The sequence below is a fragment of the Candidatus Termitispirillum reticulitermitis genome (assembly GCF_054655775.1).
Window position 1 is genome coordinate 1 of the sequence record NZ_BAAIHG010000011.1, and the last position, 21,863, is coordinate 21,863.

A 21,863-nucleotide genomic window follows, 5' to 3' on the forward strand; every position below is an offset into this window, starting at 1 on the left:
GCTTTAGCCCAGTGGAAGCGCACATAATCGTTGTTAGGCTCGTGGAAGAATGCCGAGCCAACTAACGCATTCATTATCCTAAAATGCGCAAGCTAGATAAAAATAAAAAGCCGACTAATACCATAAACGCCAAATGGCGAACGGCTACTAGTCGGCTTAATTATCTTAATACCTAACTTAATTGTAGGTATTCTATACCATAAAATGGAGTGCTTGTCAAGAGGAAAAATAATTATTAAGACAGATTTTTTATGTTAGATGACGAGGATATCTTAAGAAGAGCAGATTGACAACTCCTCGTCTAGAGTTTATAGTGTTGTATAATGCTGTTGCTCCACTAGCGGGAGGTAATAAATATGGGAATGCATATTGATGAAGCTATAGACAACTTTCTTGTCTTTCAGACGATTGAGAAAAACTCAAGCAAACTTACTATAAAGGCATACTCTAAAGACTTGATAGAGCTTGCTGACTACGCTACCATGACAAGTCCGCCTGTAAGCGAGATAGAACAATTTGACTACTTCCTGCTCCGTGCATTTGTAGCGACCCTATACGATAGAGGGCTTGCAAAAAGCTCTATTGAACGCAAGGTTGCATCCACGCGATCCTTCTTCAAATATTTACAAAAAAAGATGCTCATAGAGGACAACCCCTCTAGGATGCTAAAATTTCCTAAGAAAGAGAAGAAGCTCCCATCAGTATTCCCTGTTGATGATATAGAACAGCTATTAGATAGCCCTGATGATAACGATACCGCCGCTCATAGAGACAGGCTTATATTAGAACTATTATATGGCACAGGTGTGCGCGTAAGCGAACTAGTGGGACTAAACGTCAGCGATGTTGACATAGGCGGGGCACGTCTGCGCGTACGTGGCAAAGGGAAAAAGGAGCGTATTATCCCGATAGCAGACTTACACATTACACTGTTGCGCAAATATATAAGTTCTATCCCATTTTTCTTAACATCAGGCTATAGTGCTGACGCAAGTGCACTTATCATCAATAGGCGCGGCGGACGCTTTAGTAGCCGTAATATAGGCGAGCTTGTGAAGAAATATCTTAAAAAAACTGGCTTACCCGACAACTATTCCCCCCACTCGTTTCGCCATACGTTCGCTACGCACCTGCTATCCAATGGTGCTGATTTACGCTCTATACAAGAGCTACTAGGACACGAATCACTCTCTACCACGCAAAAATATACACACCTAGACCTACAGAAATTATTAGAGAGCTATAAAGATGCTCACCCTAAAGCCAATGAACACTAAAAAAATTATCAAATTGATTGCAATGAGTAGCATCGTAACCATTGTTGCTACTGTGATAATATATATTGTAGCAGGGAATAGGCAAGCTATAAGCCTGCTGATAAGTGCACCATTTGGTATAGGCGCGCTGGCACTATCTGCTAGGCACATTACAAGAGCTGTTGAGGAAAACAGGCTCAAAGTTTTCTTATTGCACTACGTTTTTAGGCTTGCTTGTTTCTCAATTTTGTTGTATGTATTATTGGTAGTTTTGCATTTAGGTCCCCTTGCTTGTGCATTAGGGCTTACCCTGCCGGTATTTGTTATGATGATAATGATGTTGCTAGACCTTAACAAACCTGATAGGAGTTAGTGTTATGGAACACCCTATGACTATTATATCGTTTCTGCCCCCCGCTATACAAGAGCGGTATGGGCACGTTGTAATGCTGTCGGTGGTAGCGGTCATTGTATTTTGTATCGGGTTGGTTGTCCGCAGGATGACTAACGATGTGCCTACTCGTTCGCAAGCACTAATGGAGGGGCTTATCCGCTACCTGTATGATATGGGCGAGAACGTTATGGGGCACGAGGGCGCAAAGTATATGCCATTTCTTATTTCTATAGCTTTCTATGTAGCAATATCTAATCTGACGGGGCTTATACCCGGTCTTTTCCCCCCTACTACTAACATGAACACTACGGCAGCCCCTGCGGTGTGTGTATTTTTATTCTACCAATACCTCGGGGTCAAGAAACACGGAGCTGCTAAGTATATAAGCCATTTTTTAGGACCTATCTTGCCACTAGCTCCGCTGATGTTTCTGATAGAACTGGTCGGTCAGTTTGCGCGTCCGTTGTCGCTGACGATGCGTTTGTTTGGCAATGTGACTGGTGAAGAGATTATAGTTACGATACTATTTATGATAGCTCCATTCATAGTGCCGTTGCCGATGTATGTGTTAGGGCTATTCACTGGATTGTTGCAAGCATTTGTATTTATGTTATTATCAATGGTCTATATCGGTGGCGCAATAGAAGAAGCGCATTAGTATAGAAAATATATGAACTTAATTAGGGGAGTTGTTATTATGAAAAAGTTTTTAAGGTTGGCTTTCTTTAGCTCAGTGTCGTTTATTGTTGCGTCTCTTCCGGCTCTTGCCCAAGAGGTTCATGCTGCTGTCAGCGTGAAAGAGGGTGCAAATGGCTGGGCGATATTTGTGGGTGCTGGCTTTGCCATAGCTATACCAGCATTCGGTGCTGCAGCTGGTATGGGCAAGGCGATAACGGCTGCTCTTGAGGGTGTTGCACGCAATCCAAGCGTTGCTCCGCGCATTATGACGATGATGATTTTAGGTCTTGCACTTATTGAATCACTTGTTATATATGCCCTTGTCGTAGCAATACTAATGCTATTCACGGCGTAACCCCTTGAAACATTAGTTGATGTTTTTAACGGCTCGCATGCCTGTGAGCCGTTTTTTATTACTAATATGAATCAAGCTATGAATGTAAATATTGGCTTCATCAGCCTAGGTTGTGCTAAAAATCAAGTTGATTTAGAGAAGTTGGCGGGAACACTTGAAGGCAGAACCTTTAACTTTACCGATAAGCTCTCTGAATGTGATGTTGTCATAGTCAACACTTGTGGTTTTATCGCTCCAGCTGTGAGTGAGGCGGTGGATGCTATCCTTGATGCACGAGCAAAGATGCCGAAAAGGGCAAAACTGATAGCATTCGGCTGCATGATGGAGCGTTACAAGGGCGAAATATCTAAAGAACTGCCAGAGATAGATTTTGTGGCTGGTGTGGGTAGCACAGCCCAGTCTCAGATATTGGAATATTTGCACAAGCTCTATCCAGATGAAACAAATGTAAAACAAGCCGATATAAAACATACTCGCTACCTGTTAAATTCACCCTACTATGCATATCTTAAAATATCAGAAGGTTGCGACAATCATTGCACATACTGCACTATACCATTGATACATGGCGGACAGCGCAGTGTTCCAGCGAATGAGTTGGTGGCGCAGACCGCTGAACTAGTAGCGAATGGCACAAAGGAGATAATAGTTGTAGGGCAGGACACCTCAAAATATGGCTCTGATATGCAAGACGGAACAAATCTGGCAATACTATTAGGTATATTAGCGAAGAACTTTCCTCAAACATATTTCCGCATAATGTATATAAACCCAGACGGGGTAACAGATGAGCTGATAAAGGCTATAAAAGCATATAAAAACATACTGCACTACTTTGATATACCTATCCAACACGCCAGCGATAGAATCTTAAAGAAGATGGCTAGACGCTCTGACAGCACACAGATAAAGGGCGTATTCAAGCTGATTCGTAAGCTCCTGCCAGACTCTGTAATACGCACGACCCTAATAGTGGGCTTCCCTACTGAAACTGATGATGATATAGATATATTAAAAAACTTTTTAGAGGAATATAAACCCGACTATGCTGGCTTTTTCCCGTATAGCCCTGAGGAGGGCACTGTTGCAGAACATATAGCTGGGCGCATAGATGATAAAACTATAAAAATGCGCTTGAAAGCCTTGCAGAGTGTGCAGAAAAAGATTACTATGGAGAGGTTGAAACAATTTAAGGTGGGGGAGATTACCTGCTTTATTGAACGAGCAAGTGATGATTTTTCGTTTATACTAGAGGGGCGGACACTATTCCAAGCCCCTGATGTTGACGGCAAAATGTTTGTAATAGACAGCGCGGCGATAGGCGAAATGGACGGGGCGATAAGAATTGGTAGCCCATATAGGGCAAAGATACAAAAAATTGCATATCCTGATGTATATGTAAAGATTATAGGAGCGATGAATTGAAACTACGACACCTACTGACAACCTTGCTGGTATTATCCCTATGCGCTTGCGGAGGGATGCCTGAGCTGGTGGATATGCCGAACGATGAGCTTATTACGCGCGGTAATGAGGCTATGGCTAACAGGAAATATTCCAGAGCTGTAATATACTATAAGAACGTTATTCTGAACGCTGACAACCCTAATAACGCTCGGTATGCACAAAAATCTATGGGGGATGCATATTTTAACAATAAGGATTACACCGATGCAATCGCCGCTTATGAAGTATATGTAGAGCTATACCGCAGGACGCCAGACACACCGTTTGTGCTGTTCCAACTGGGCATGTCATACCGCGCTATCTCGCTGAGTGCGCCACGCGACCAGACATCAACCATAAAAGCCTCTGAAAATTTTGATGAGCTTAAAATGCTATACCCAGTTCAATATGAGCAATATATGGCAGACAGATATAGTTCGGAGATGCGCGAGCGGCTAGCCGAGCATGAATACCGCGTAGCCAAGTATTACTATAACCTAAAGCATGATAACAGCTCTATAATGCGCTCATCTAGGCTAATAGAGAAATATCCTGACTTTACATTGACAGAACAAACTTATAGGATACTAATCCTAGCTTTAGCTAGAAACGGTGAAGAACGCAATGTAAAAGCTGCTGCCGAATATCTATCGTATTTTAAGCGCACATATCCCAACAGCAAATTTAATAAAGAGCTTACCCGTGCGGTAGAAAAGAGATTAAAAAGCTAAAAGCCTGTCAACTTGCCACCGAAGAAACCTATTATATACGCAATCACTACGCACAAGGAGAGCAACAGGGTGTATATTGCATCAAAGCTGGCAAGTCCAGCAACTGTCAGCGTGAGGATAAGCAATAGCACAGACAGCACGAGTTTCTTCTTAAATATTGGCGAGAACGTATGGGCATAGTTTATATGCCAGCTGGTAATGCCACTGCAACATGCAACCAACACGCCAAACATTGATGCCAAGAGCGCATAATAACCAGCAATAACACAATAAAAATCACCAGAGTATAAAAATAACACCTGCATCAGCAACGAAAATGGCAACAACCCCATAGGTAGATGTACCAGCACTGGGTGCGGGTGAAACTTTGCATATATACGTTGAGCCAAACTGCGGCTGTTTTTAGCAACAGTGTCCACGCTTGTGTTATCAGTGCTAGGACTACCCTCAATATTTCCGACAACTGGTAGTTTTTGCAAGTGTGTTTCAGGATGCGGGGCACTGCTAATAGCTTCGGTTAAATCGGCACCTGCTTGGTGCGTATGCATGTGAACACCCTCGCCCCATAGTCCGTTATCAGTTACATCATACACAACACCCTTCACAGCAATATATGCCCTTCTTCCCTCTCTGCCGTCAAACTGCTTTAGCTCTTCAAGTGTCATTTGCATCCCCTTATAAAGTCTATACTATAATTTGTCCCCAGCGGTTTGTCAAACGTCATCTCGCCTAGCCCCCCGTAGTTTGCGATAGATAAGATATATTTGTTATTGAGCTTATACGTGCAGCAATTAGCATTCAGTGCGTCTGCGGGATAGTTAAAGATAGAGCCTCCAGCGAGCTTTACACACGCCTCATGCCTAGTCCAAGCTATATAAAACTCTGAAATAGCAGTTATCTCACGCCCAAAGTAATGTTTTGATATGTCCGCAAAGTTGCGTTGACGCATAAACTCTATATCAACGCCAACTGGTTGCGTATCTAACCCTAATACTAACACACCCGCACTATGACTTACATTAAAACAAATATTAGAATCTGGGATAAACGGTTTGCCGTGCTCGCCCTTTGCGATGCCGTCAACACCGCCTAACACCTCTTTTAGCAGTTGTTCGGTAGTAACGGCAGTTCTAATAAATATTTTCATTTACAATACCTGCATCATAATATAGAATACGAGTCATGCCCATGGTTACAACATACAAGAGAAACATAAAGAATTCAACAAGCATAAGCGATATACAGCTTGAAGCGCAGAGACTTGTCTTTGCGCCACTCATATTCCAGATGCTTGATGCCTTGCTGCACTTTAATATACTGATGCTTATCGCCACTAGAGGTGATGCTACGGCGCAAGTTATATGTGAGCGCACAGAGTTGTCCGAATACGCTGTTTCTGTTCTGCTGGAATTAGCGCAAAACAATGACATCGTGTTAAAGGAAGGGGACAAATACAGCCTTACAGAGCTAGGCAAATATCTGTTAAACAATCAGAACGTGCTAACTAACATAAAATTTGTTCACGATGTATGCTACAAGGGTAGCTTTTACTTAAAAGAATCGCTTGTTCAAATGAAAGCCTGCGGACTGCATACGTTCGGTGGCGCAGACATGTCAGACGGTATTAACGGGTTGCCACACGATGCTCGCCAGAGCTTAATTGACTTTAACAGTATATTTCACTACGTAGAATTCAGCGAGCTGTTGTCTATGGTTCTTAAAAGAAAGCCTGCGGTCGTATATGTTATATCCTCTGGCAACGAACGGCTAGGCAAATCATTGCTAGCGGCTGACGAGAACGTAAAACTTGTTTGTTTAGGAACAGCAGAGCAGATGGAAGCAAGCAAATTCGCTATGGGCAGTAACGTGCGCATCAGCTATGTAAAGAACGATGTTTTGACAGACGATGTGCCAGCTGGGGCGGATATTTTAATCCTTGATATGTTATTAAGCACATTGGACGAGCAGCAGGCAGTTCACGTGCTACGAAAAGCCTCAATGTCTGTGCGACAGGGCGGTGCAGTTTATATTTTAGAACCGCTAGTTGACGAACAGAGTGCTGTAGCCAACTCGCTTGCTCTGTCAGCCATATCTATCTATTGCGCTACTCTAGGAAACGGAGCTAGCAAGATGTTTAATAAGAACGAACTTCTTAATATTATAGAGAAAGCTGGACTTCGGACTAGCGCGACAGGCACCGACAAGGGGAGCTACGACTACACGCTGTTTGAGTGCGTAGTTATGGGAGTGTGATATGCAACATTATTCTGTAATAATTGTTGGCGGAGGAGTTACGGGGGCTGGGGTGCTACGCGATTTATCAATGCGCGGGATAAAAGCCCTGTTGATTGAACAGAGTGATTTTGTAAATGGTGCCAGCTCCCGTTTTCACGGCTTGCTCCACAGCGGCGGACGCTATGCGGTAAAAGACCCCAGCGCAGCCACAGAATGCGCTAAAGAAAATGCGATTTTGAGGCGCATAGCCCCGAACTGCGTGAAGAATATAGGCGGGCTTTTTATTCGCACTAAAGAAGATGATGAGCATTATGAAAAACAATGGCTTGCTGCATGCAAAACTGCCAAAGTTAGTGTTGCACAAGTTGACGTGGCTGATGTTCTAGCGTCAGAACCCAATATAGCAAAGGATATAATATCAGCATACAAGGTATCTGATGCCGCAGTAGATGGATTTAGGATGGTGAACCAAACATTATTGTCAGCTGGCAGATATGGCGGTCAATTCCGCAACTATACGGAGCTTATTAGAATTAACGTGTCGGGCGGACGTGTTGTAGGAATTAACGTGATAGACAAGCGCACAGACGAAGAACAGTATATAGAGTGTGATTATCTCGTCAATGCTGCAGGCTCTTGGGCAGACAGGGTGGCAAACCTCGCAGGACTATCTATCAACATAACACCTAATAGGGGGTTGTTGTTAGCCTTTAACCACCGAATGTGTAGTCGCGTTATCAACCGCCTGCATGCACCCTCAAATGCTGACATAATGGTGCCACACGGCACTGTGGCGATACTAGGCACCACATCTGTCAATGTCAGTGAACCTGCCGATAACTCTGTGCTATACCAAGAATCTATGGAAATGCTCGGAATAGGCGAGGTTTTATTCCCAGATATTATGAATTATCGCATATTACGCGGTTTTTCTGGCACAAGACCCCTCTATACGCCGTCAGCGGAATCTGGCAGAGATGTTTCACGTGGCTTTGCTCTAATCAACCATGAGGACGAGGGGATAGCTGGTTTTACATCAATAGTGGGTGGCAAATTTACTACATTTAGACTTATGGGTGAGAAAGTTGGCAACTTTATAGCAGAGAAACTCTCTGTTGTCGCTCGTTGCCGCACTGCCGAAGAATCGCTGGTATCCGCTGTTCCAAATTGGCTTGTGGTGAAAGGCAAAAAATATTTCCCCAATAAGGGTTTGCAGCTTGCATTAGAACGGCAACCCGCTCAATTTGACAAACTCGTTGAACGGCTTGAAACAAACGCCAGCAACAGGTCGTTGCTTTGCGAATGTGAGCTGGTAACTAGGGCTGAGTTTGAAGCCGAGCTTGCAAATCCGTTGAATACTAGCATAGATGATATACGCAGACGGACTAGGCTTGGTATGGGCACGTGTCAAGGAACATTCTGTATATATCGCATTGTTAGTGCTATATGTGAATCTAGGGGTGGAGAGATGGACAGTGATGAGGTATTAGAGCTGTTCAGCAATTTTATGAATGGGCGTTGGAAAGGTATCAGAGCGGTGCTCTGGGGTAGCCAAATGCGCGAAGCAGAGCTAAACAGAGCGATATATTCTACTATGTTCGGTGCGGATGGTTTATTATGACTAGAAAATATGATAGAGTTATTGTAGGTGGCGGATTAGCTGGGCTTATGAGTGCGCTAGTAGCTGCTACAGAGAAAAAAAAAGTGGCACTGTTAATGAAAGGCGTAGGTTCAATTGCCATAGCTAGCGGAGCGATAGACCTTTATGGCAAGGGTGTTGGCAAGTTAGACCCATTTAAGACGATTAAGTTGTTGCCTAAGAATCACCCGTATAGCATAGTAGGCATAGAAAATATAATCAATGCTATTAAATACTTTGAGGAAACGACAGCTAGATATGGCTATCCCTACAAGTCAATTTGTGGGAGAAACTCGTTTATCCCCACCCCTGTGGGGTGGTTAAAACCAGTCCATTTGATACCTTCAACTATGGATGCGACTAGGCTTATTAGTGAAACAAATATAGCAATAGTAGGCGTTGAAGGGTTGAAAGATTTTTCCCCTACTCTGATACATTCTGGAATGTTAAAGCAGATGGCTTATGCGGACAAGCAATTTTTGACAGCGATGATGCCTAACCCATTTAATACCGGCAGGGATACCACTTCGCTTGATTTAGCTAGATATGTTGACACCATAGATGGGATGCAGTGGCTAAATAAATCGCTTAGAGCGGTAATTAGTGGCTATAAGGTGGCAATAATACCGCCTATACTAGGCACAGAGCCTAGCAGGTATATTCCCGATGCGCTGATGGAGAGCGTTGGCATTTATCTGCACGAGATGCCAACACTGCCACCCTCTGTGCATGGGATGCGGTTGCAGAAGCTTCTGATGTCGCAGCTCAATGCACTTGGGGTAGATGTCATAGAGAATGCTGATGTTTGCCGTGCTGACGTAAGTGGCGGTGTTTGTGAGGCAATATACACAGCCGCACCGGATGTAGAGCGTGCATATCACGCTGAACGTTTTATTATCGCCACAGGTGGTTTCTTGGGTGGCGGACTTAAAGCTGGTGTAAATGGCGTGTCGGAGTCTATATTTGGGCTAACGATAGATGCACCAGAAAATATTGAAGACTGGTCTAACCCAAATATGTTATCTAGCGGGCATAATTTCGCCTCTATGGGGATTAGGGTTAATGAAGTGTTGCAAGCTGTGGATAGCACTAATAAGCCGATATTAAGCAATGTTCACTTCGTTGGACGCACTATAGGTGGTTATGATTTTGCTAGCGAGCTGTCTGGTGGTGGCGTTGCGCTTGCTACTGCTTATACGGCAGGGAGGCTCTAATGGCTGTTCACTATCATAAATCGCCCGATGCATGTGTAGCTTGCACCACCTGCACAGCATACTGCCCTGTTGCGGCGCATACGCAGAACTATCAAGGACCAAAGCTCACCGCCCCAGCTGGGGAGCGGTTTAGGTTGCTAGGCGAGCCTGATGACAGTTCGCTATCGTATTGTTCTAATTGTAAAATTTGCGATATGTCCTGCCCATATAACGTTCCCATATCGGTCATTAACATGATGGCTAGGGCAGACTATTGCGCCAAGAACCCACCCCCGTTGCGCGACTGGCTTGTGGCACACGGGGAACTGCTCGCCAACCTGACGAGCATATTACCTAACTTTTTAAGAAATTGGGTGATGAACAGCGGGTTTGTGCGCTCTATCCTTGACTTTATGGGCATAGCTAAGGAGATGCCGCTACCTAACTTTGTTGCCAAAACGTTTAAACAAGCGTATAAGAATAAACTTAAATCCAATAAAGCTGATGCAGTTGCTGCCGCTGATATTAACAAAACGTTAGTATATTTTCCCGGCTGTTACGTAAATATTTATGAACCACAAACAGGTTTTGATGTAGTGGAGGTATTAAAGCAGGCAGGATACCATGTTATAGTGCCCGATAATTTCTGCTGTTGCGGGCTACCACTTGTGGCAAACGGTTATATGCGTGCTGCCAAACATAATGCCGTTAAAAATAGTGCTGAGTTAGACAAATGGCGTAATGAGGGTATCCCCGTGCTGACGTCCTGCCCTAGCTGCGGGCTGATGTTGAAACGGGAATACGGAGAACTATTTCCTGATATAGCTGGCACGGAACATAATGCTAAAAATATATATGATGTCTGTGAGTTTATAGGTTCTCTGATAGAATCTGGGTGCTGGAAGGGCAGTTTCCGAACGGATGCTCCTATCAGTGCAATATACCACACCCCTTGCCACTCGCGCGTGCAGGGCTGTGGGAAACCGGGCTTGCAGTTGGCACTCAATCTGCCGAACGTTAGTGCAATTGACGCAGATGCAGGCTGTTGCGGTATGTCGGGCAGTTATGGGTTTAAGAAAGACAAGTATTCAATCGCAATGAATATAGGTAGTTCACTATTTCAAACGATAGATGCGAGCGGGGCACAATGCGTCATCACCGAATGCGGGATATGTCAACTGCAGATACGGCACGGTATAAGCAAGAAGAAAGAAAAACGGGTTATGCACCCAATAACACTCTTAAAAGAGCGTCTTATCTTTTAAGAGTTGGTGTCCTTTGAGCTACTCTGCTGTTTCGGGCTTTGCTGGCTTAACCTTTGTTTTATCAGCACTAGTCGGAATTTCAACATCAGGTGCCGTTTCGCCAGCGGACGCGGGGATAGCCCCTTTCGGTTGGAAATTATATGTGAACTGAACGCCTATAACCGCACCTTCACGCATACCAGTTGCCATATCTACATCAAAGCTAGTTGATATAGGCAATTCTTTAGGTTTAATGTCAAAGCCAAAACCTGCCATATAGGTGCCACCAATCTGCGAAGGTATATCTATATTGTTGCCGTTAGATGTCGCCCTAACCTTGCCATTTGATTCATAGTCATAAGCTAACCTTATTGAAGCTCCCATAATATCGCTCATAGGAAAAGACGCCTGAAGCCCTACGCGCGTAATGGCGGATACTATATTCTGAAACTCTATCCTATCACCAGACTCATTATCAATGCTATCGCCCACCTGCATAGTCCAGAACTGTTTAGCGAATGCGCCGATTGTAAAACCTTCGCCTAACTTTAGCTGATAGCCTATGCCTAAATGAGTGGCAAGGTAGAGACTAGATGTGTTATCGTAATAAGAAGGCGTAGAATCATTTATATTGTAATGCGTTTTAACCTTACCGAACCTGACTGATGCCTCCGCAGACATGTTGTTGCTGGCTTTGAAATGTCCCATAGTGCCTGCGCCTACATAGTTGGTATAACCCCTGTCTTTAAGTGTGGGTATAGGATTCTCAAATGATTCAAAGGCTGCCATGCCATATTCTAAAAAGTCTCCCAGCACTAGCTCACCATGTTCAAAAGTTTGCCTGTGCGCCGTTCCCGCAACTACGGCGTAACCCCAGACATTAATATGAGAGCCTATATCATACCTTACGCTGTCGCCACCCATCCCTACAAACAGAGAACGTTCGCCACTCACCACCGATGATATATTATGAAGTCCATTTTCCACTGCGGTGTCTGCACCGAACTTCAAGGTCGTCATGCCTGTGATATAACCCATAGTGTAGTCCACCGCAAATGCAGCGTTAGTTGTTAAAAATATAAATGACAACACATACAATAAACTTTTCAATGTGCGCCTAAAGTTAGACTTCATTGCACCAAAAAACATAAAGAATTCCCCCTAAACTCAGGCAAGCTACCGTGCACTCATTTAGTTATGATAGCATATACTTTAAGGTTTGTCAAGCAAAGTTAGCTCAAAATTCATTTTGCAATTATTTTTTCATTATTCTCTTGACAGGTAGTATAAACACATTATATTATGATTAGCACTCATATATAATGAGTGCTAATTTTATTGTGGGAGGTGGCGATATTACGGGGCGAGCTATAGCGGAACAAGCCATAATAAAGCTTGGTGACAGGGAGCGCATAGTGTTGAATACTATCATAAATGAGCACATACATAGCAGTGAGCCTGTTGGCTCTCGGAATGTCTCAAAGGTAGGTCCGTTGCACATGAGTCCTGCCACCATACGCAACATAATGGTTGACCTTGAAGAGAAAGGCTATATTGCTCAGCCACACACGTCCGCTGGGCGCGTACCTACCGACCTCGGCTACCGCTACTATATAGACCACCTTGTGCGTTATGATGAAAACAAGGGCAATCTCAAACGAGAGCTTGAGGAATCGCTTGCTTTCCGCCCTAAAAATGTCAGCACGCTTGTGAAAGAGTTTTCGCGTAGGATAGGTCTTGCTACAAGCTCTATCGGCTTTGTGGCTACTAGCAACAAGGGGGTTGGGACAGTTAAACAGATAGAGTTCACTAGGCTGATGCGCGGTGGCGTGGCAACACTTGCCATACTGATAACAAAATCGGGTTTGGTAAAAAACGTGCTGTTAAGTATCCCTGCTAGTGTGAAAGATAGTGAATTGCAGCAGATGAGCAACTATCTAACCGAACAACTTGCCAATATGAGTGTGCTAGAACTAAAAGCGAAGCTGGTCGCTGAATATGAAAATAGTGCAAGCCAGATGAAAAGCGTAATCACTGCGCTGATGGATACAGATGAGAATGTGTTTGCGGGTGAGGATGGGGCAGGTTCGCTGGTATTGGACGGAGCATTAAATGTGTTGAATATGCCTGAATTTCAAGATTCTGAAAAGGTGCGCACACTGCTAGAAACGTTGGAAGAGAAGAAACGGCTTTCAGAGATATTTGAACGTTCAATGGGAACAAAGGGTGTGCAGATATTTATCGGCAGCGAGATGGGCGTTAAAGGCACGGAAGATTTAGGGATAGTGACCAGCACTTACGAGCACGATAAGCACGTTATCGGTATGCTAGGTGTGATAGGACCGAAGAGAATGAACTACACAAAGGCAATACCCGTAGTTGATTATTCATCACACATGCTTGCAGATATGTTTAGAGAACTATATGGAGGGGAAAATGGCAAATGAAGAGAGACTGGATATCACGGTTGATGATGACGTTTCCGTGCCTAAACCAGACGAGGCTGAAGCTGATGTTGAGGTGGCAGAAGAGACGGCGGAAGTCAGTGTAGATGCTAAACTGAAAGATGAGAATGACAAGCTACTGCGCTATGTAGCCGAGATGGAAAACCGAATGAAGCGCGTAGTGAAAGAAACTGATGACAAGATTAAATATGCTAATCAGTCGCTCATTACGAAGCTATTGCCTACGCTTGACAACATTGAACTGACGTTGCAGCACGGCGAAACTGCTACCGTTGAGAGCCTGCTAGAGGGCGTGAAGCTATCACAAAAGGCACTATTGGGCGAGTTAGAAAAAGTAGGGCTTAAACTGCTAGTGCCTGATGTTGGCGTGGCGTTTGACCCTAACGAGCACGAGGCATTGATGTTAGTGAATAACGCAGAACTAGCTGATAACAGCATAGCGAGCGTTTTGCAGACGGGATATAGTCTGAATGGACGATTAGTGCGCCCTGCAAAGGTGCAAGTAAATAAAATAAATTAAATAAAGGAAGGGAGTGTAATTATGGCGAAAACAATTGGGATAGACTTAGGAACTACAAATTCAGTAGTAGTTATAATGGAGGGGAAGACTCCAAAAGTAATATTCAACGCAGAGGGGATGTCAACCACTCCATCTGTTGTGGGGTTTGCTGATAGTGGCCGGCTAGTAGGCAGGCTTGCGAAAAATCAAGCGATAACTAACCCTGAGAACACAATATTCAGCATAAAGCGTCTAATAGGACGCAAGGAGAACTCGCCTGAGGTTCGGCAAGCACAAAAGGTGTTGCCATACAAGGTAGTAGCATCGGACAACGGAGACGCTTGGGTTGAAGTAAGGGATAAAAAGTATTCCCCGCAGGAAGTATCTGCTATGATACTACAAAATCTCAAAAAGACAGCTGAAGACTATCTCGGCACTACGGTGACCGATGCCGTTATAACCGTGCCCGCATATTTTAATGATGCACAGCGTCAGGCAACCAAAGACGCAGGGCGTATATCGGGGTTGAACGTGCTACGTATAGTGAACGAACCCACAGCAGCGGCACTTGCTTATGGGCTAGATAAGAAAAAAGAGGAGAAGATTGCTGTTTATGACCTTGGCGGTGGCACGTTTGACATATCAATCATAGAGCTTAGCGAGGGGCTGTTTGAGGTGAAGTCCACCAATGGCAACACCTATTTAGGTGGTGATGATTTTGATATGCGTGTTGTCAACTGGCTAATAGACGAATTTAAGAAGTCTAATGGAATTGACCTAGCAAAGGACAAAATGGCTCTGCAACGTCTGAAAGAAGCTGCAGAAAAAGCTAAGATAGAGTTGTCTAGCTCGGTAGAGACAGAAATCAACCTGCCGTTCATTACGGCTGACCAGTCGGGACCAAAGCATCTAGTGCTAAAGCTTAGCCGTTCTAAATTTGAACAGCTTGTTATGGATTTAGTGGACGGTTCGCTTGAACCTTGTCGTAAGGCGTTATCCGATTCGGGGCTATCAGCTAGCCAGATAAATGAGGTAATCCTTGTTGGCGGTATGACGCGTATGCCGTTAGTGCAGCAGAAAGTTAAGGAATTCTTCGGCAAGGAGCCACACAAGGGTATCAACCCTGACGAGGTTGTGGCGATAGGTGCTGCCGTTCAGGGTGGCGTGCTGTCAGGGGACGTAAAGGACGTGCTGTTGCTTGATGTCTGCCCGCTATCGCTCGGTATAGAAACTGAAGGGCGCGTGATGACTAAGATGATAAAGCGCAATACCACCATACCTATTAAGGAAACTAAGACCTTCACCACCGCTGTAGACAATCAGCCTGCTGTGACTATTGTGGTGCTACAAGGCGAGCGTGAGATGTCTAGCGATAACAAAAAAATCGGCGAGTTTGAGCTAATGGGTATCGCTCCCGCACCGCGCGGTATGCCACAGATAGAGGTATCGTTTGATATAGATGCCAATAGTATTTTAAGCGTAAGTGCTAAAGATAAAGCCACTGGCAAAGAGCAGTCTATACGTATAACGCCGTCAAGCGGGCTGTCTGAGGCTGAAATAGACAAGATGGTAAAGGATGCCGAGCTGCATGCCGAAGAAGACAAGTTGAAAAAAGAAGCTGTTGAGCTGAAGAACCAAGCAGACCAGCTGGTGTATAGCTCAGAAAAGCTATTAAACGAGAACGGCGACAAGATACCCGATGGTGAAAAGGAAAGCATAAAGTCAAGCATTGAGACGTTGAAGAAGGCAATATCGGACGACAACAAGGACGCTATGAAGTCGGGCATTGAGGCATTATCTAAAACTATGGCTAACGTATCGCAAGCTATGCAAGCACAGGCGGGGGCACAAGGCACAGCACCAGAGGGCGAGGCAGCAGGCGGAGCAAAGAACGAAGATGTTATAGATGCGGATTATGAAGAAGTAAAGGATAAAAAATAGCGATGGCTTCAATAGACTACTATGAGGTGTTGGGTGTCGGGCGTGATGTGTCTGCGGCGGAGCTGAAAAAGGCTTATCGTGCTCTTGCGATGAAATATCACCCCGACAAGAACCCAGGCGACAAAGAGGCGGAGCAGAAGTTTAGAGACTGCAACATTGCATACCAAGTATTGAGCGACCCTGAAAAGAAAGCCCAATACGACCGGTATGGCAAGACTTTTGACGGCAACGGTGCAGGGGGCTTTGACTTTAACTCCAGCTTCTTTGACGATGTGTTTGGGGATGCATTCGGCACGATGTTCGGTGGCGGCGGACGCAGACACTCTAGTGCCGCCGATGCCCCACGCAGGGGTAGCGACATCGGTTATAGCAAGACAATCTCATTTGAAGAGTCTATATTTGGCGTTGATTTGACCCTCAATATAAACAAGCAGAAGGTCTGCAACTCGTGTCACGGCACTGGTGCAGAGCCTAATGGCACACAAAGCTGCCCAACATGCCATGGTAGCGGTATGCACACGTCTAAAATGGGCTTTTTCGCAGTCCAGACCACCTGTCCCACCTGTGGCGGATTGGGCAAGATTATCAAAGAGAAGTGTAAAGATTGTCATGGCGATGGATTTATTGCACAAGAAAAGCGGGCTATCGTAAAGGTGCCTGCGGGTATTGAGGGGGGTATGTCAATACGTGTTGCGGGCGAGGGCAACGATGGTGCAAATGGCGGACCTGCTGGCGATTTAATAGTAGAAATAATGGTGAAACCGCATAAATACTACAAACGTTATAAGAACGACCTAGTGTTGGAGCTACCTATATCGTTCACTGATGCTATTTTAGGCAAAAATATTACTATACCTATGTTAGACGGCAAAGATGAAAAGATAGAGATAAAAGCGGGAACACAGATGGGCGATACTATTACCCTACGAGGCAAGGGTGCGCCCGACGTGCGCGGACGCTCCACTGGCAACCTAGTAATATCACTCAATATAATGTTGCCTACTAAGCTGACCGCCGAACAGAAGAAAGCGGTAGAGCATTTAGCGTTTATATCAAATGAAGATATGTATAAAAAACCGCTCTGGCAGAAGATGAAAGAGCTTTTTAAGTAGATATGATTTGCATAATATAGCCAATACGTGTATAGATACCCATTGAAAATGCTTCAATGTTGACACACGCAATCATTTTCAATAAGCAGTATTCTGTTTTAAGGGGTTGCCATTATTGATATGCCTAATTATGGGGAATACGGGACTAGTGACACTAGGTCAATAAGAGTAAATGCTGCTCTCCCCGTTTGCTCTAGTTAAGTTTCTCTATCAACCCCAATATCTCTTTTAGTTCATTTTTTATGGCTTCTTTGTCTATATCGGTTGTAGTTGATTGCGCAACATTTGCCAGTTGCCTTTGCGCCCCTTCTATGGTGTAACCTTCATTGTAGAGCATTTGCTTTATTTGTTTGATTAGTTCCCGCTGCTCGCTGGTGTATCGCCTATGTCCGCCACTTGTTTTAGCTGTATCTAGCTCTGGAAACTTGCTCTCCCAGTGGCGTATGGTGGAAGGTGGCAGATTAAAATCCCGTGCAACATCGCCTATACTATAATACTTCGTCCGTTGATTGTAATTATTGTCCATCTGATTTGCTGTTTAGTCTGTTTTTAAGCTGTTTTGAGGGTTTAAATTTCAATGCATTGTGCGGAGCTATAATCTTCTCCTCCCCCGTTTTCGGATTTCTGCCGATGTGTCTGCCACGCAGTTTCACCTCAAACGTACCAAAACGCGGTATTTTCACTGCCTCTTTTTTAAGGATTGCCCTTTTTATCTCATCAAATAGCACGTTCACAAGTGTGGCTATATCTTTTTTAGTCCAGCCGTTGCGTTCAAATAGGGCATCTACAAGAGCAACTCTAGTGATAACCTGTGGCGTTCTCATCTCTTGTCGTCCTCTTTTGCCCTAAGTTGGGTTATGGTAAATAGCTTGTCATCTATCCCCGTCATACGAGCAAACTCCTTTGCTTTATCAATAGGCATACAACACACGCGCGTGCTTACGAGTCGCATATTTCTGTCCTCTTGCACTATAATAGGCGTAGCAGTGCCGTATCGTGTGGCAAATAAACTAGCCTGCTCCTGTTTCCTAAACTTACCTAACAGTTTCACGCGTTTGCTGTCCACCACAATCGCCGAATTTTCATCTGGCGTATAGAGCGTCCAGTATGGGACGCTACCAACCCACGTTTCCATCGCCTCAATATTTACGTTATTATAATTTGCCAGCTCCCGCATTAGCTCATACTCATCTGTAGTTGCATTAGCAAGCGATACAGAATAGGTATATGGTCCCGAATACGGCGGGATAACCTTTTTAGGGGGCGGTGGAGGGGGTGGTATGCGCTTCAGCGGCTTATTTGGTAACGGTGCCACTTGCGGTGGTGGCGGAGGCACACTACTGCTGTTAGATACTATGGGAATACTCGCTATAACGGATAGTTTTTCTATATCAGGCTCTTCGTCAACGTTAGTCCCGCTACGCGCGAAGTTTATAACCTGTATCTGCACGTATCTAGGTGCATTAGGTGTGAGTGCTGGCTGTAATGGCTCATCTTGCCTTATGCTTGCCCTTATCGCTCGTATAGGCGAGCGATAGAACGGGTCTAATATTAGTATTATAGCAACGGCTATTATGCTGAACATAATGGTAGCCATAACGAATGTTTTTATAAATGCTGAAACCCATTCCAGAGCTAACGATGATGCACTAAGCTCTTCTTCGTCATCATCAGGGATGTCTTTGCGCTGATAGATTTCAGAGAGCGATAGATTGTAGTTCTTTAGCAGGTTCATCTTTATCATTTAGGGGCGTTCTCCCCTACAATTTTGTCAACTAAATACGAAGGTAGCTCATCGTAAAAAGCTAGTGCGGTAGTGAACATTCCATGCCCGCCCGTTAAGCTACGTAAATCAGGGGCATAAGTGCGGATTTCCGCCATAGGCACTTGCGCCCTGATATGCTGCCCAACGGCTTGTGGTTCTACGTTGACGATTTTACCGCGTCTAGCATTTATATCGCTGATTACAATGCCTACAACGTCTGCGGGCACAAAAATATCTACATCCATTATCGGCTCAAGCAGAACGATTTTAGCATCGGTCGCTACCCGCTTGAAAGCCATAGACGCAGCGATTTTGAATGCTAATTCAGACGAATCTACCGTGTGGTATGAGCCGTCATAGAGACTAACTGCAAAGTCAACCATCGGATAGCCTGATAACACGCCCTCTGCAGCAGTCTCTCTAATGCCTTTTTCCACAGCGGGAATGAAGTTTTTAGGCACAACGCCACCTACAATGTCATCAATAAACTGGATGCCCTGTCCGCGTTCCAGCGGGGATATTTCCAGCCATACGTCACCGTATTGACCGCGCCCGCCACTCTGTTTCTTATACTTACCCTGACCAGACGCACGTTTTTTGACAGTTTCTAAATATGGTACGCGGGGCAGTTTCATATCTACCTTAATATTAAATTTCTTTTCAAGTTTTTCAATGGTAGTTTCAATGTGCATGCGCCCCATACCTGATAGCAATAGCTCATGCGTGCGCTCATCATGGCGTATAGAGATACCGCAGTCTTCCTCCTTTAGCTTGCCTAGCCCAGCACTAACCTTGTTTTCATCATCTTTTGATTTAGGTATTATGCTATACGATATTACAGGCTCTGGCAGTGCGATTGGCGCAAACTGCATCGGCGTGCCTACATCACAGAAAGTGTCAAACGTATCCGTATAGCGCAGTCTGCTAGCCATAGCAATCTGTCCTGCGGTTACCTCCTCTACCTCAATGGTGTTCTTGCCCTGCACTAAGTATAGTTGGGATATGCGTTCCCGTTCACGTTTTGTAGTGTTTAGCACCTCTAACCCGTTGTTTATAGAACCTGAAAACACGCGGAATAATGATATTTTACCAACATAAGGGTCTATAAATGTCTTAAACACATGTGCAGTCATCCGCTCGTCAGTAGGCATGATAAACATGTCTTCTTTGCTTGTTAAATCCTTTACTATCCGCACAGGCTCTTCTAGCGGAGAGGGCAGAAAATCTATAATAGCATCTAACAATCGTTTTACAGCATAGTTTTTAGTTGCAGAGCCGCAAAGTACTGGCACAAAACGCTTAGTGATAGTAGCCTCTCGGACGCCTCTAATAATTTCTTTGTCGGTAAGTTGCCCATTTTCTAGATATTTTTCTAGCAACGAATCATCAGACTCGCTGACTGCCTCCACCAGCTTATTGCGATACTTGTTAGCAAGCTCAACCATGTCATCGGGGATAGGCTCTATCTTATGCTTGCCACCGCCGGGCAGATAGATGTAGGCTTGCATACCAATCAAATCAATCACGCCGATAAAATTATCAGCAGTGCCGATTGGTAGGTGTAGAGGCACAACATTCGCACCAAAAGACTGCTCCACGTCGCTAATTGCTCTGTAGAAGTCAGCATGTTCTTTATCCATCTTGTTGACAAATATCAGGCGGGGGAGCGAATACTCGTCAGCATATTGCCATGCACGTTTAGTTTCAGCTTTCACGCCAGTTATAGCAGAGGCGATTACTACCGCACTACCCGCTGCAGCAATAGCGACATGTGTTTCATGTAGGTAATTTGCATATCCGGGCGTATCTATAATATTTATGAGATACTCATTCCAGTTCACAGAAGCAACTTTAGCGTTTATTGTTATCTTGCGCTCTATTTCAACAGGGTCGTAGTCCATCACCCCAGAACCATCGGCAGACGTGCCGATACTCCTAGTATAACCTGTGTCAAAAATAACCGCCTCTACTAGGCTGGTCTTGCCTGCACCGCCATGTGAGATAAAAGTAACGTTGCGTATTTTGTTTATATCCATAAACAACCCCCTCTCTCCGAACGCCAAAATCGTAGCATAAATAAGGAAATCTTGCAATAGCTGAATGTATATGCTATAGTATTAGCATGAGGGAGAAATCAAATTATTCTGTGCAATCGGTAGCAAATGCTACACGCATACTGGAATACTTAGGCACGTCTGCACACGAGCAGAGTGTGGCTGATATATGTAACGAGCTGTATTTGACCCGCAGTAATGTTAATAAGTTGCTCGTCACGCTTGGAAAGTTTGGCTACATAGACAAGAACCACAATACGGGCAACTATCATCTAGGGATTAAGACATTCCAGTTGTCTCAGACATATATCAGCAACGTGAATATCAAAGACGCATCATTTCCGCTGTTGCGTGAACTATCAGCTAATATTGGCGAGACAGCATGTACGGCGGTGCTACACAGGAAGAATATCGTTTACGTCAGCGAGGCAGAAACTATGGCGGCTGTGCGGGTGTATTCACATATAGGCAAGGTTGTACCTGCCTACGCTACAGCATCAGGCAAAGTGCAGCTGGCGTGGCTTGATGGGACTGAGATAGAAACGGTATTCCATGCACCATTTCGCGCACTTACCAATACTACCCTGCGCGGTCTGCCCGAGCTGACAGAGGAGCTTGGCAGGGTGAGACAGCTTGGCTATGCCATTGATAATGAAGAACTTGAATACGGCGTGCGCTGTTTAGCCGTTCCAGTTCGTAACTTTATAGGTGATGTGATTGCAGCTGTAAGCATAAATGCACCAGTAGAGCGGATGAGTGATGAGCGTATAAAAGATGAGCTTCTCCCGCAGATACTAGACACAGCACACCAGTTGTCTGCAAAGTTTGGATATAGGCGGTAATAGGACAACCTTGA

Annotated in this window: 22 protein-coding genes; 15 read left to right on the top strand and 7 right to left on the bottom strand. The window is 44.6% G+C overall.

Annotation, left to right across the window (positions count from 1 at the left end; genetic code table 11):
* Nucleotides 1-356: 356 nt before the first annotated feature.
* The 6 genes from xerA (at nucleotide 357) to AC1MDJ_RS02435 (ending at nucleotide 4,860) form a co-directional block, all read left to right on the top strand.
* Nucleotides 357-1,277, top strand: a complete 921-nt coding sequence (xerA, locus tag AC1MDJ_RS02410; RefSeq protein ID WP_479689363.1) for a site-specific tyrosine recombinase/integron integrase — start codon at nucleotides 357-359, stop codon at nucleotides 1,275-1,277.
* A gap of 22 nt (nucleotides 1,278-1,299) precedes the next feature.
* The gene (locus AC1MDJ_RS02415) at nucleotides 1,300-1,629 is read left to right on the top strand and encodes an ATP synthase subunit I (RefSeq protein ID WP_479689364.1); all 330 of its coding nucleotides are present in this window, start codon (nucleotides 1,300-1,302) and stop codon (nucleotides 1,627-1,629) included.
* Nucleotides 1,630-1,633: 4 nt separating this feature from the next.
* Complete coding sequence (atpB, locus tag AC1MDJ_RS02420; RefSeq protein ID WP_479689365.1) at nucleotides 1,634-2,308, top strand: F0F1 ATP synthase subunit A; 675 nt, start codon at nucleotides 1,634-1,636, stop codon at nucleotides 2,306-2,308.
* 39 nt (nucleotides 2,309-2,347) lie between these two features.
* Entirely contained in the window at nucleotides 2,348-2,683 is a 336-nt protein-coding gene (gene atpE / locus AC1MDJ_RS02425; protein ID WP_479689366.1) for an ATP synthase F0 subunit C, read from the top strand.
* Nucleotides 2,684-2,761: 78 nt separating this feature from the next.
* A complete protein-coding gene (gene rimO, locus AC1MDJ_RS02430; RefSeq protein WP_479689367.1) occupies nucleotides 2,762-4,108 on the top strand; it encodes a 30S ribosomal protein S12 methylthiotransferase RimO in 1,347 nt (448 codons plus the stop codon).
* Nucleotides 4,105-4,860: an outer membrane protein assembly factor BamD gene (locus AC1MDJ_RS02435; protein ID WP_479689368.1), complete on the top strand. Its 756-nt coding sequence runs from the start codon at nucleotides 4,105-4,107 to the stop codon at nucleotides 4,858-4,860. Before rimO ends, AC1MDJ_RS02435 begins: the two co-directional genes overlap by 4 nt.
* On the opposite strand, the gene AC1MDJ_RS02440 is transcribed toward AC1MDJ_RS02435, so the two are convergent.
* The gene (locus tag AC1MDJ_RS02440; RefSeq protein WP_479689369.1) at nucleotides 4,857-5,525 is read right to left on the bottom strand and encodes a cytochrome b5 domain-containing protein; all 669 of its coding nucleotides are present in this window, start codon (nucleotides 5,523-5,525) and stop codon (nucleotides 4,857-4,859) included. The genes AC1MDJ_RS02435 and AC1MDJ_RS02440 overlap by 4 nt on opposite strands.
* Nucleotides 5,522-6,007, bottom strand: a complete 486-nt coding sequence (locus tag AC1MDJ_RS02445; protein WP_479689370.1) for a 4'-phosphopantetheinyl transferase family protein — start codon at nucleotides 6,005-6,007, stop codon at nucleotides 5,522-5,524. Before AC1MDJ_RS02445 ends, AC1MDJ_RS02440 begins: the two co-directional genes overlap by 4 nt.
* 35 nt (nucleotides 6,008-6,042) lie before the next feature.
* Here AC1MDJ_RS02445 and AC1MDJ_RS02450 point away from each other — a divergent pair, with 35 nt between their 5' ends.
* The 4 genes from AC1MDJ_RS02450 to AC1MDJ_RS02465 are packed head-to-tail and all read left to right on the top strand — an operon-like array spanning nucleotide 6,043 to nucleotide 11,192.
* Nucleotides 6,043-7,113, top strand: a complete 1,071-nt coding sequence (locus AC1MDJ_RS02450) for a MarR family transcriptional regulator (protein ID WP_479689371.1) — start codon at nucleotides 6,043-6,045, stop codon at nucleotides 7,111-7,113.
* A 1-nt stretch (nucleotide 7,114) separates the two neighbouring features.
* Nucleotides 7,115-8,716, top strand: coding sequence for an anaerobic glycerol-3-phosphate dehydrogenase subunit GlpA (gene glpA / locus AC1MDJ_RS02455; protein ID WP_479689372.1), 1,602 nt, complete (start codon nucleotides 7,115-7,117; stop codon nucleotides 8,714-8,716).
* Nucleotides 8,713-9,948, top strand: a complete 1,236-nt coding sequence (gene glpB / locus AC1MDJ_RS02460) for an anaerobic glycerol-3-phosphate dehydrogenase subunit GlpB (RefSeq protein ID WP_479689373.1) — start codon at nucleotides 8,713-8,715, stop codon at nucleotides 9,946-9,948. Before glpA ends, glpB begins: the two co-directional genes overlap by 4 nt.
* Nucleotides 9,948-11,192 (top strand): anaerobic glycerol-3-phosphate dehydrogenase subunit C, encoded by a 1,245-nt coding sequence (locus AC1MDJ_RS02465; protein WP_479689374.1) that lies wholly within the window; start codon nucleotides 9,948-9,950, stop codon nucleotides 11,190-11,192. The genes glpB and AC1MDJ_RS02465 overlap by 1 nt, the downstream gene beginning before the upstream one ends.
* Before the next feature lie 18 nt (nucleotides 11,193-11,210).
* On the opposite strand, the gene AC1MDJ_RS02470 is transcribed toward AC1MDJ_RS02465, so the two are convergent.
* Nucleotides 11,211-12,320, bottom strand: coding sequence for an autotransporter outer membrane beta-barrel domain-containing protein (locus AC1MDJ_RS02470; protein WP_479689375.1), 1,110 nt, complete (start codon nucleotides 12,318-12,320; stop codon nucleotides 11,211-11,213).
* A gap of 173 nt (nucleotides 12,321-12,493) precedes the next feature.
* Here AC1MDJ_RS02470 and hrcA point away from each other — a divergent pair, with 173 nt between their 5' ends.
* Genes hrcA through dnaJ form a run of 4 tightly spaced genes read left to right on the top strand, consistent with a single transcriptional unit; the run spans nucleotide 12,494 to nucleotide 17,188 of the window.
* Nucleotides 12,494-13,618 (top strand): heat-inducible transcriptional repressor HrcA, encoded by a 1,125-nt coding sequence (gene hrcA, locus AC1MDJ_RS02475; RefSeq protein ID WP_479689376.1) that lies wholly within the window; start codon nucleotides 12,494-12,496, stop codon nucleotides 13,616-13,618.
* Nucleotides 13,608-14,156: a nucleotide exchange factor GrpE gene (locus tag AC1MDJ_RS02480; protein ID WP_479689377.1), complete on the top strand. Its 549-nt coding sequence runs from the start codon at nucleotides 13,608-13,610 to the stop codon at nucleotides 14,154-14,156. The genes hrcA and AC1MDJ_RS02480 overlap by 11 nt, the downstream gene beginning before the upstream one ends.
* A 21-nt stretch (nucleotides 14,157-14,177) precedes the next feature.
* A complete protein-coding gene (gene dnaK / locus AC1MDJ_RS02485) occupies nucleotides 14,178-16,076 on the top strand; it encodes a molecular chaperone DnaK (RefSeq protein ID WP_479689378.1) in 1,899 nt (632 codons plus the stop codon).
* A 2-nt stretch (nucleotides 16,077-16,078) separates the two neighbouring features.
* A complete protein-coding gene (dnaJ, locus tag AC1MDJ_RS02490) occupies nucleotides 16,079-17,188 on the top strand; it encodes a molecular chaperone DnaJ (RefSeq protein WP_479689379.1) in 1,110 nt (369 codons plus the stop codon).
* 193 nt (nucleotides 17,189-17,381) lie between these two features.
* On the opposite strand, the gene AC1MDJ_RS02495 is transcribed toward dnaJ, so the two are convergent.
* From AC1MDJ_RS02495 to fusA, 4 genes are read right to left on the bottom strand one after another with little or no spacing between them, the layout of a single operon-like run.
* A complete protein-coding gene (locus tag AC1MDJ_RS02495; protein ID WP_479689380.1) occupies nucleotides 17,382-17,714 on the bottom strand; it encodes a MerR family transcriptional regulator in 333 nt (110 codons plus the stop codon).
* Nucleotides 17,704-18,012, bottom strand: a complete 309-nt coding sequence (locus tag AC1MDJ_RS02500) for an HU family DNA-binding protein (protein WP_479689381.1) — start codon at nucleotides 18,010-18,012, stop codon at nucleotides 17,704-17,706. The genes AC1MDJ_RS02495 and AC1MDJ_RS02500 overlap by 11 nt, the downstream gene beginning before the upstream one ends.
* On the bottom strand, nucleotides 18,009-18,932 hold the full coding sequence (locus AC1MDJ_RS02505; RefSeq protein WP_479689382.1) for a hypothetical protein: 924 nt from the start codon (nucleotides 18,930-18,932) through the stop codon (nucleotides 18,009-18,011). The genes AC1MDJ_RS02500 and AC1MDJ_RS02505 overlap by 4 nt, the downstream gene beginning before the upstream one ends.
* Entirely contained in the window at nucleotides 18,929-20,989 is a 2,061-nt protein-coding gene (gene fusA, locus AC1MDJ_RS02510; protein WP_479689383.1) for an elongation factor G, read from the bottom strand. Before fusA ends, AC1MDJ_RS02505 begins: the two co-directional genes overlap by 4 nt.
* Nucleotides 20,990-21,075: 86 nt before the next feature.
* Here fusA and AC1MDJ_RS02515 point away from each other — a divergent pair, with 86 nt between their 5' ends.
* The gene (locus tag AC1MDJ_RS02515) at nucleotides 21,076-21,849 is read left to right on the top strand and encodes an IclR family transcriptional regulator (RefSeq protein ID WP_479689384.1); all 774 of its coding nucleotides are present in this window, start codon (nucleotides 21,076-21,078) and stop codon (nucleotides 21,847-21,849) included.
* Nucleotides 21,850-21,863 lie beyond the last annotated feature (14 nt).

Coding starts and splice junctions, on each gene's coding strand:
- xerA (WP_479689363.1), top strand. CDS start 357: ATGGGAATGCATATTGATGAAGCTATAGACAACTTTCTTGTCTTTCAG.
- AC1MDJ_RS02415 (WP_479689364.1), top strand. CDS start 1,300: ATGAGTAGCATCGTAACCATTGTTGCTACTGTGATAATATATATTGTA.
- atpB (WP_479689365.1), top strand. CDS start 1,634: ATGGAACACCCTATGACTATTATATCGTTTCTGCCCCCCGCTATACAA.
- atpE (WP_479689366.1), top strand. CDS start 2,348: ATGAAAAAGTTTTTAAGGTTGGCTTTCTTTAGCTCAGTGTCGTTTATT.
- rimO (WP_479689367.1), top strand. CDS start 2,762: ATGAATGTAAATATTGGCTTCATCAGCCTAGGTTGTGCTAAAAATCAA.
- AC1MDJ_RS02440 (WP_479689369.1), bottom strand. CDS start 5,525: ATGACACTTGAAGAGCTAAAGCAGTTTGACGGCAGAGAGGGAAGAAGG.
- AC1MDJ_RS02445 (WP_479689370.1), bottom strand. CDS start 6,007: ATGAAAATATTTATTAGAACTGCCGTTACTACCGAACAACTGCTAAAA.
- AC1MDJ_RS02450 (WP_479689371.1), top strand. CDS start 6,043: ATGCCCATGGTTACAACATACAAGAGAAACATAAAGAATTCAACAAGC.
- glpA (WP_479689372.1), top strand. CDS start 7,115: ATGCAACATTATTCTGTAATAATTGTTGGCGGAGGAGTTACGGGGGCT.
- glpB (WP_479689373.1), top strand. CDS start 8,713: ATGACTAGAAAATATGATAGAGTTATTGTAGGTGGCGGATTAGCTGGG.
- AC1MDJ_RS02465 (WP_479689374.1), top strand. CDS start 9,948: ATGGCTGTTCACTATCATAAATCGCCCGATGCATGTGTAGCTTGCACC.
- AC1MDJ_RS02470 (WP_479689375.1), bottom strand. CDS start 12,320: ATGTTTTTTGGTGCAATGAAGTCTAACTTTAGGCGCACATTGAAAAGT.
- hrcA (WP_479689376.1), top strand. CDS start 12,494: ATGAGTGCTAATTTTATTGTGGGAGGTGGCGATATTACGGGGCGAGCT.
- AC1MDJ_RS02480 (WP_479689377.1), top strand. CDS start 13,608: ATGGCAAATGAAGAGAGACTGGATATCACGGTTGATGATGACGTTTCC.
- dnaK (WP_479689378.1), top strand. CDS start 14,178: ATGGCGAAAACAATTGGGATAGACTTAGGAACTACAAATTCAGTAGTA.
- dnaJ (WP_479689379.1), top strand. CDS start 16,079: ATGGCTTCAATAGACTACTATGAGGTGTTGGGTGTCGGGCGTGATGTG.
- AC1MDJ_RS02495 (WP_479689380.1), bottom strand. CDS start 17,714: ATGGACAATAATTACAATCAACGGACGAAGTATTATAGTATAGGCGAT.
- AC1MDJ_RS02500 (WP_479689381.1), bottom strand. CDS start 18,012: ATGAGAACGCCACAGGTTATCACTAGAGTTGCTCTTGTAGATGCCCTA.
- AC1MDJ_RS02505 (WP_479689382.1), bottom strand. CDS start 18,932: ATGATAAAGATGAACCTGCTAAAGAACTACAATCTATCGCTCTCTGAA.
- fusA (WP_479689383.1), bottom strand. CDS start 20,989: ATGGATATAAACAAAATACGCAACGTTACTTTTATCTCACATGGCGGT.
- AC1MDJ_RS02515 (WP_479689384.1), top strand. CDS start 21,076: ATGAGGGAGAAATCAAATTATTCTGTGCAATCGGTAGCAAATGCTACA.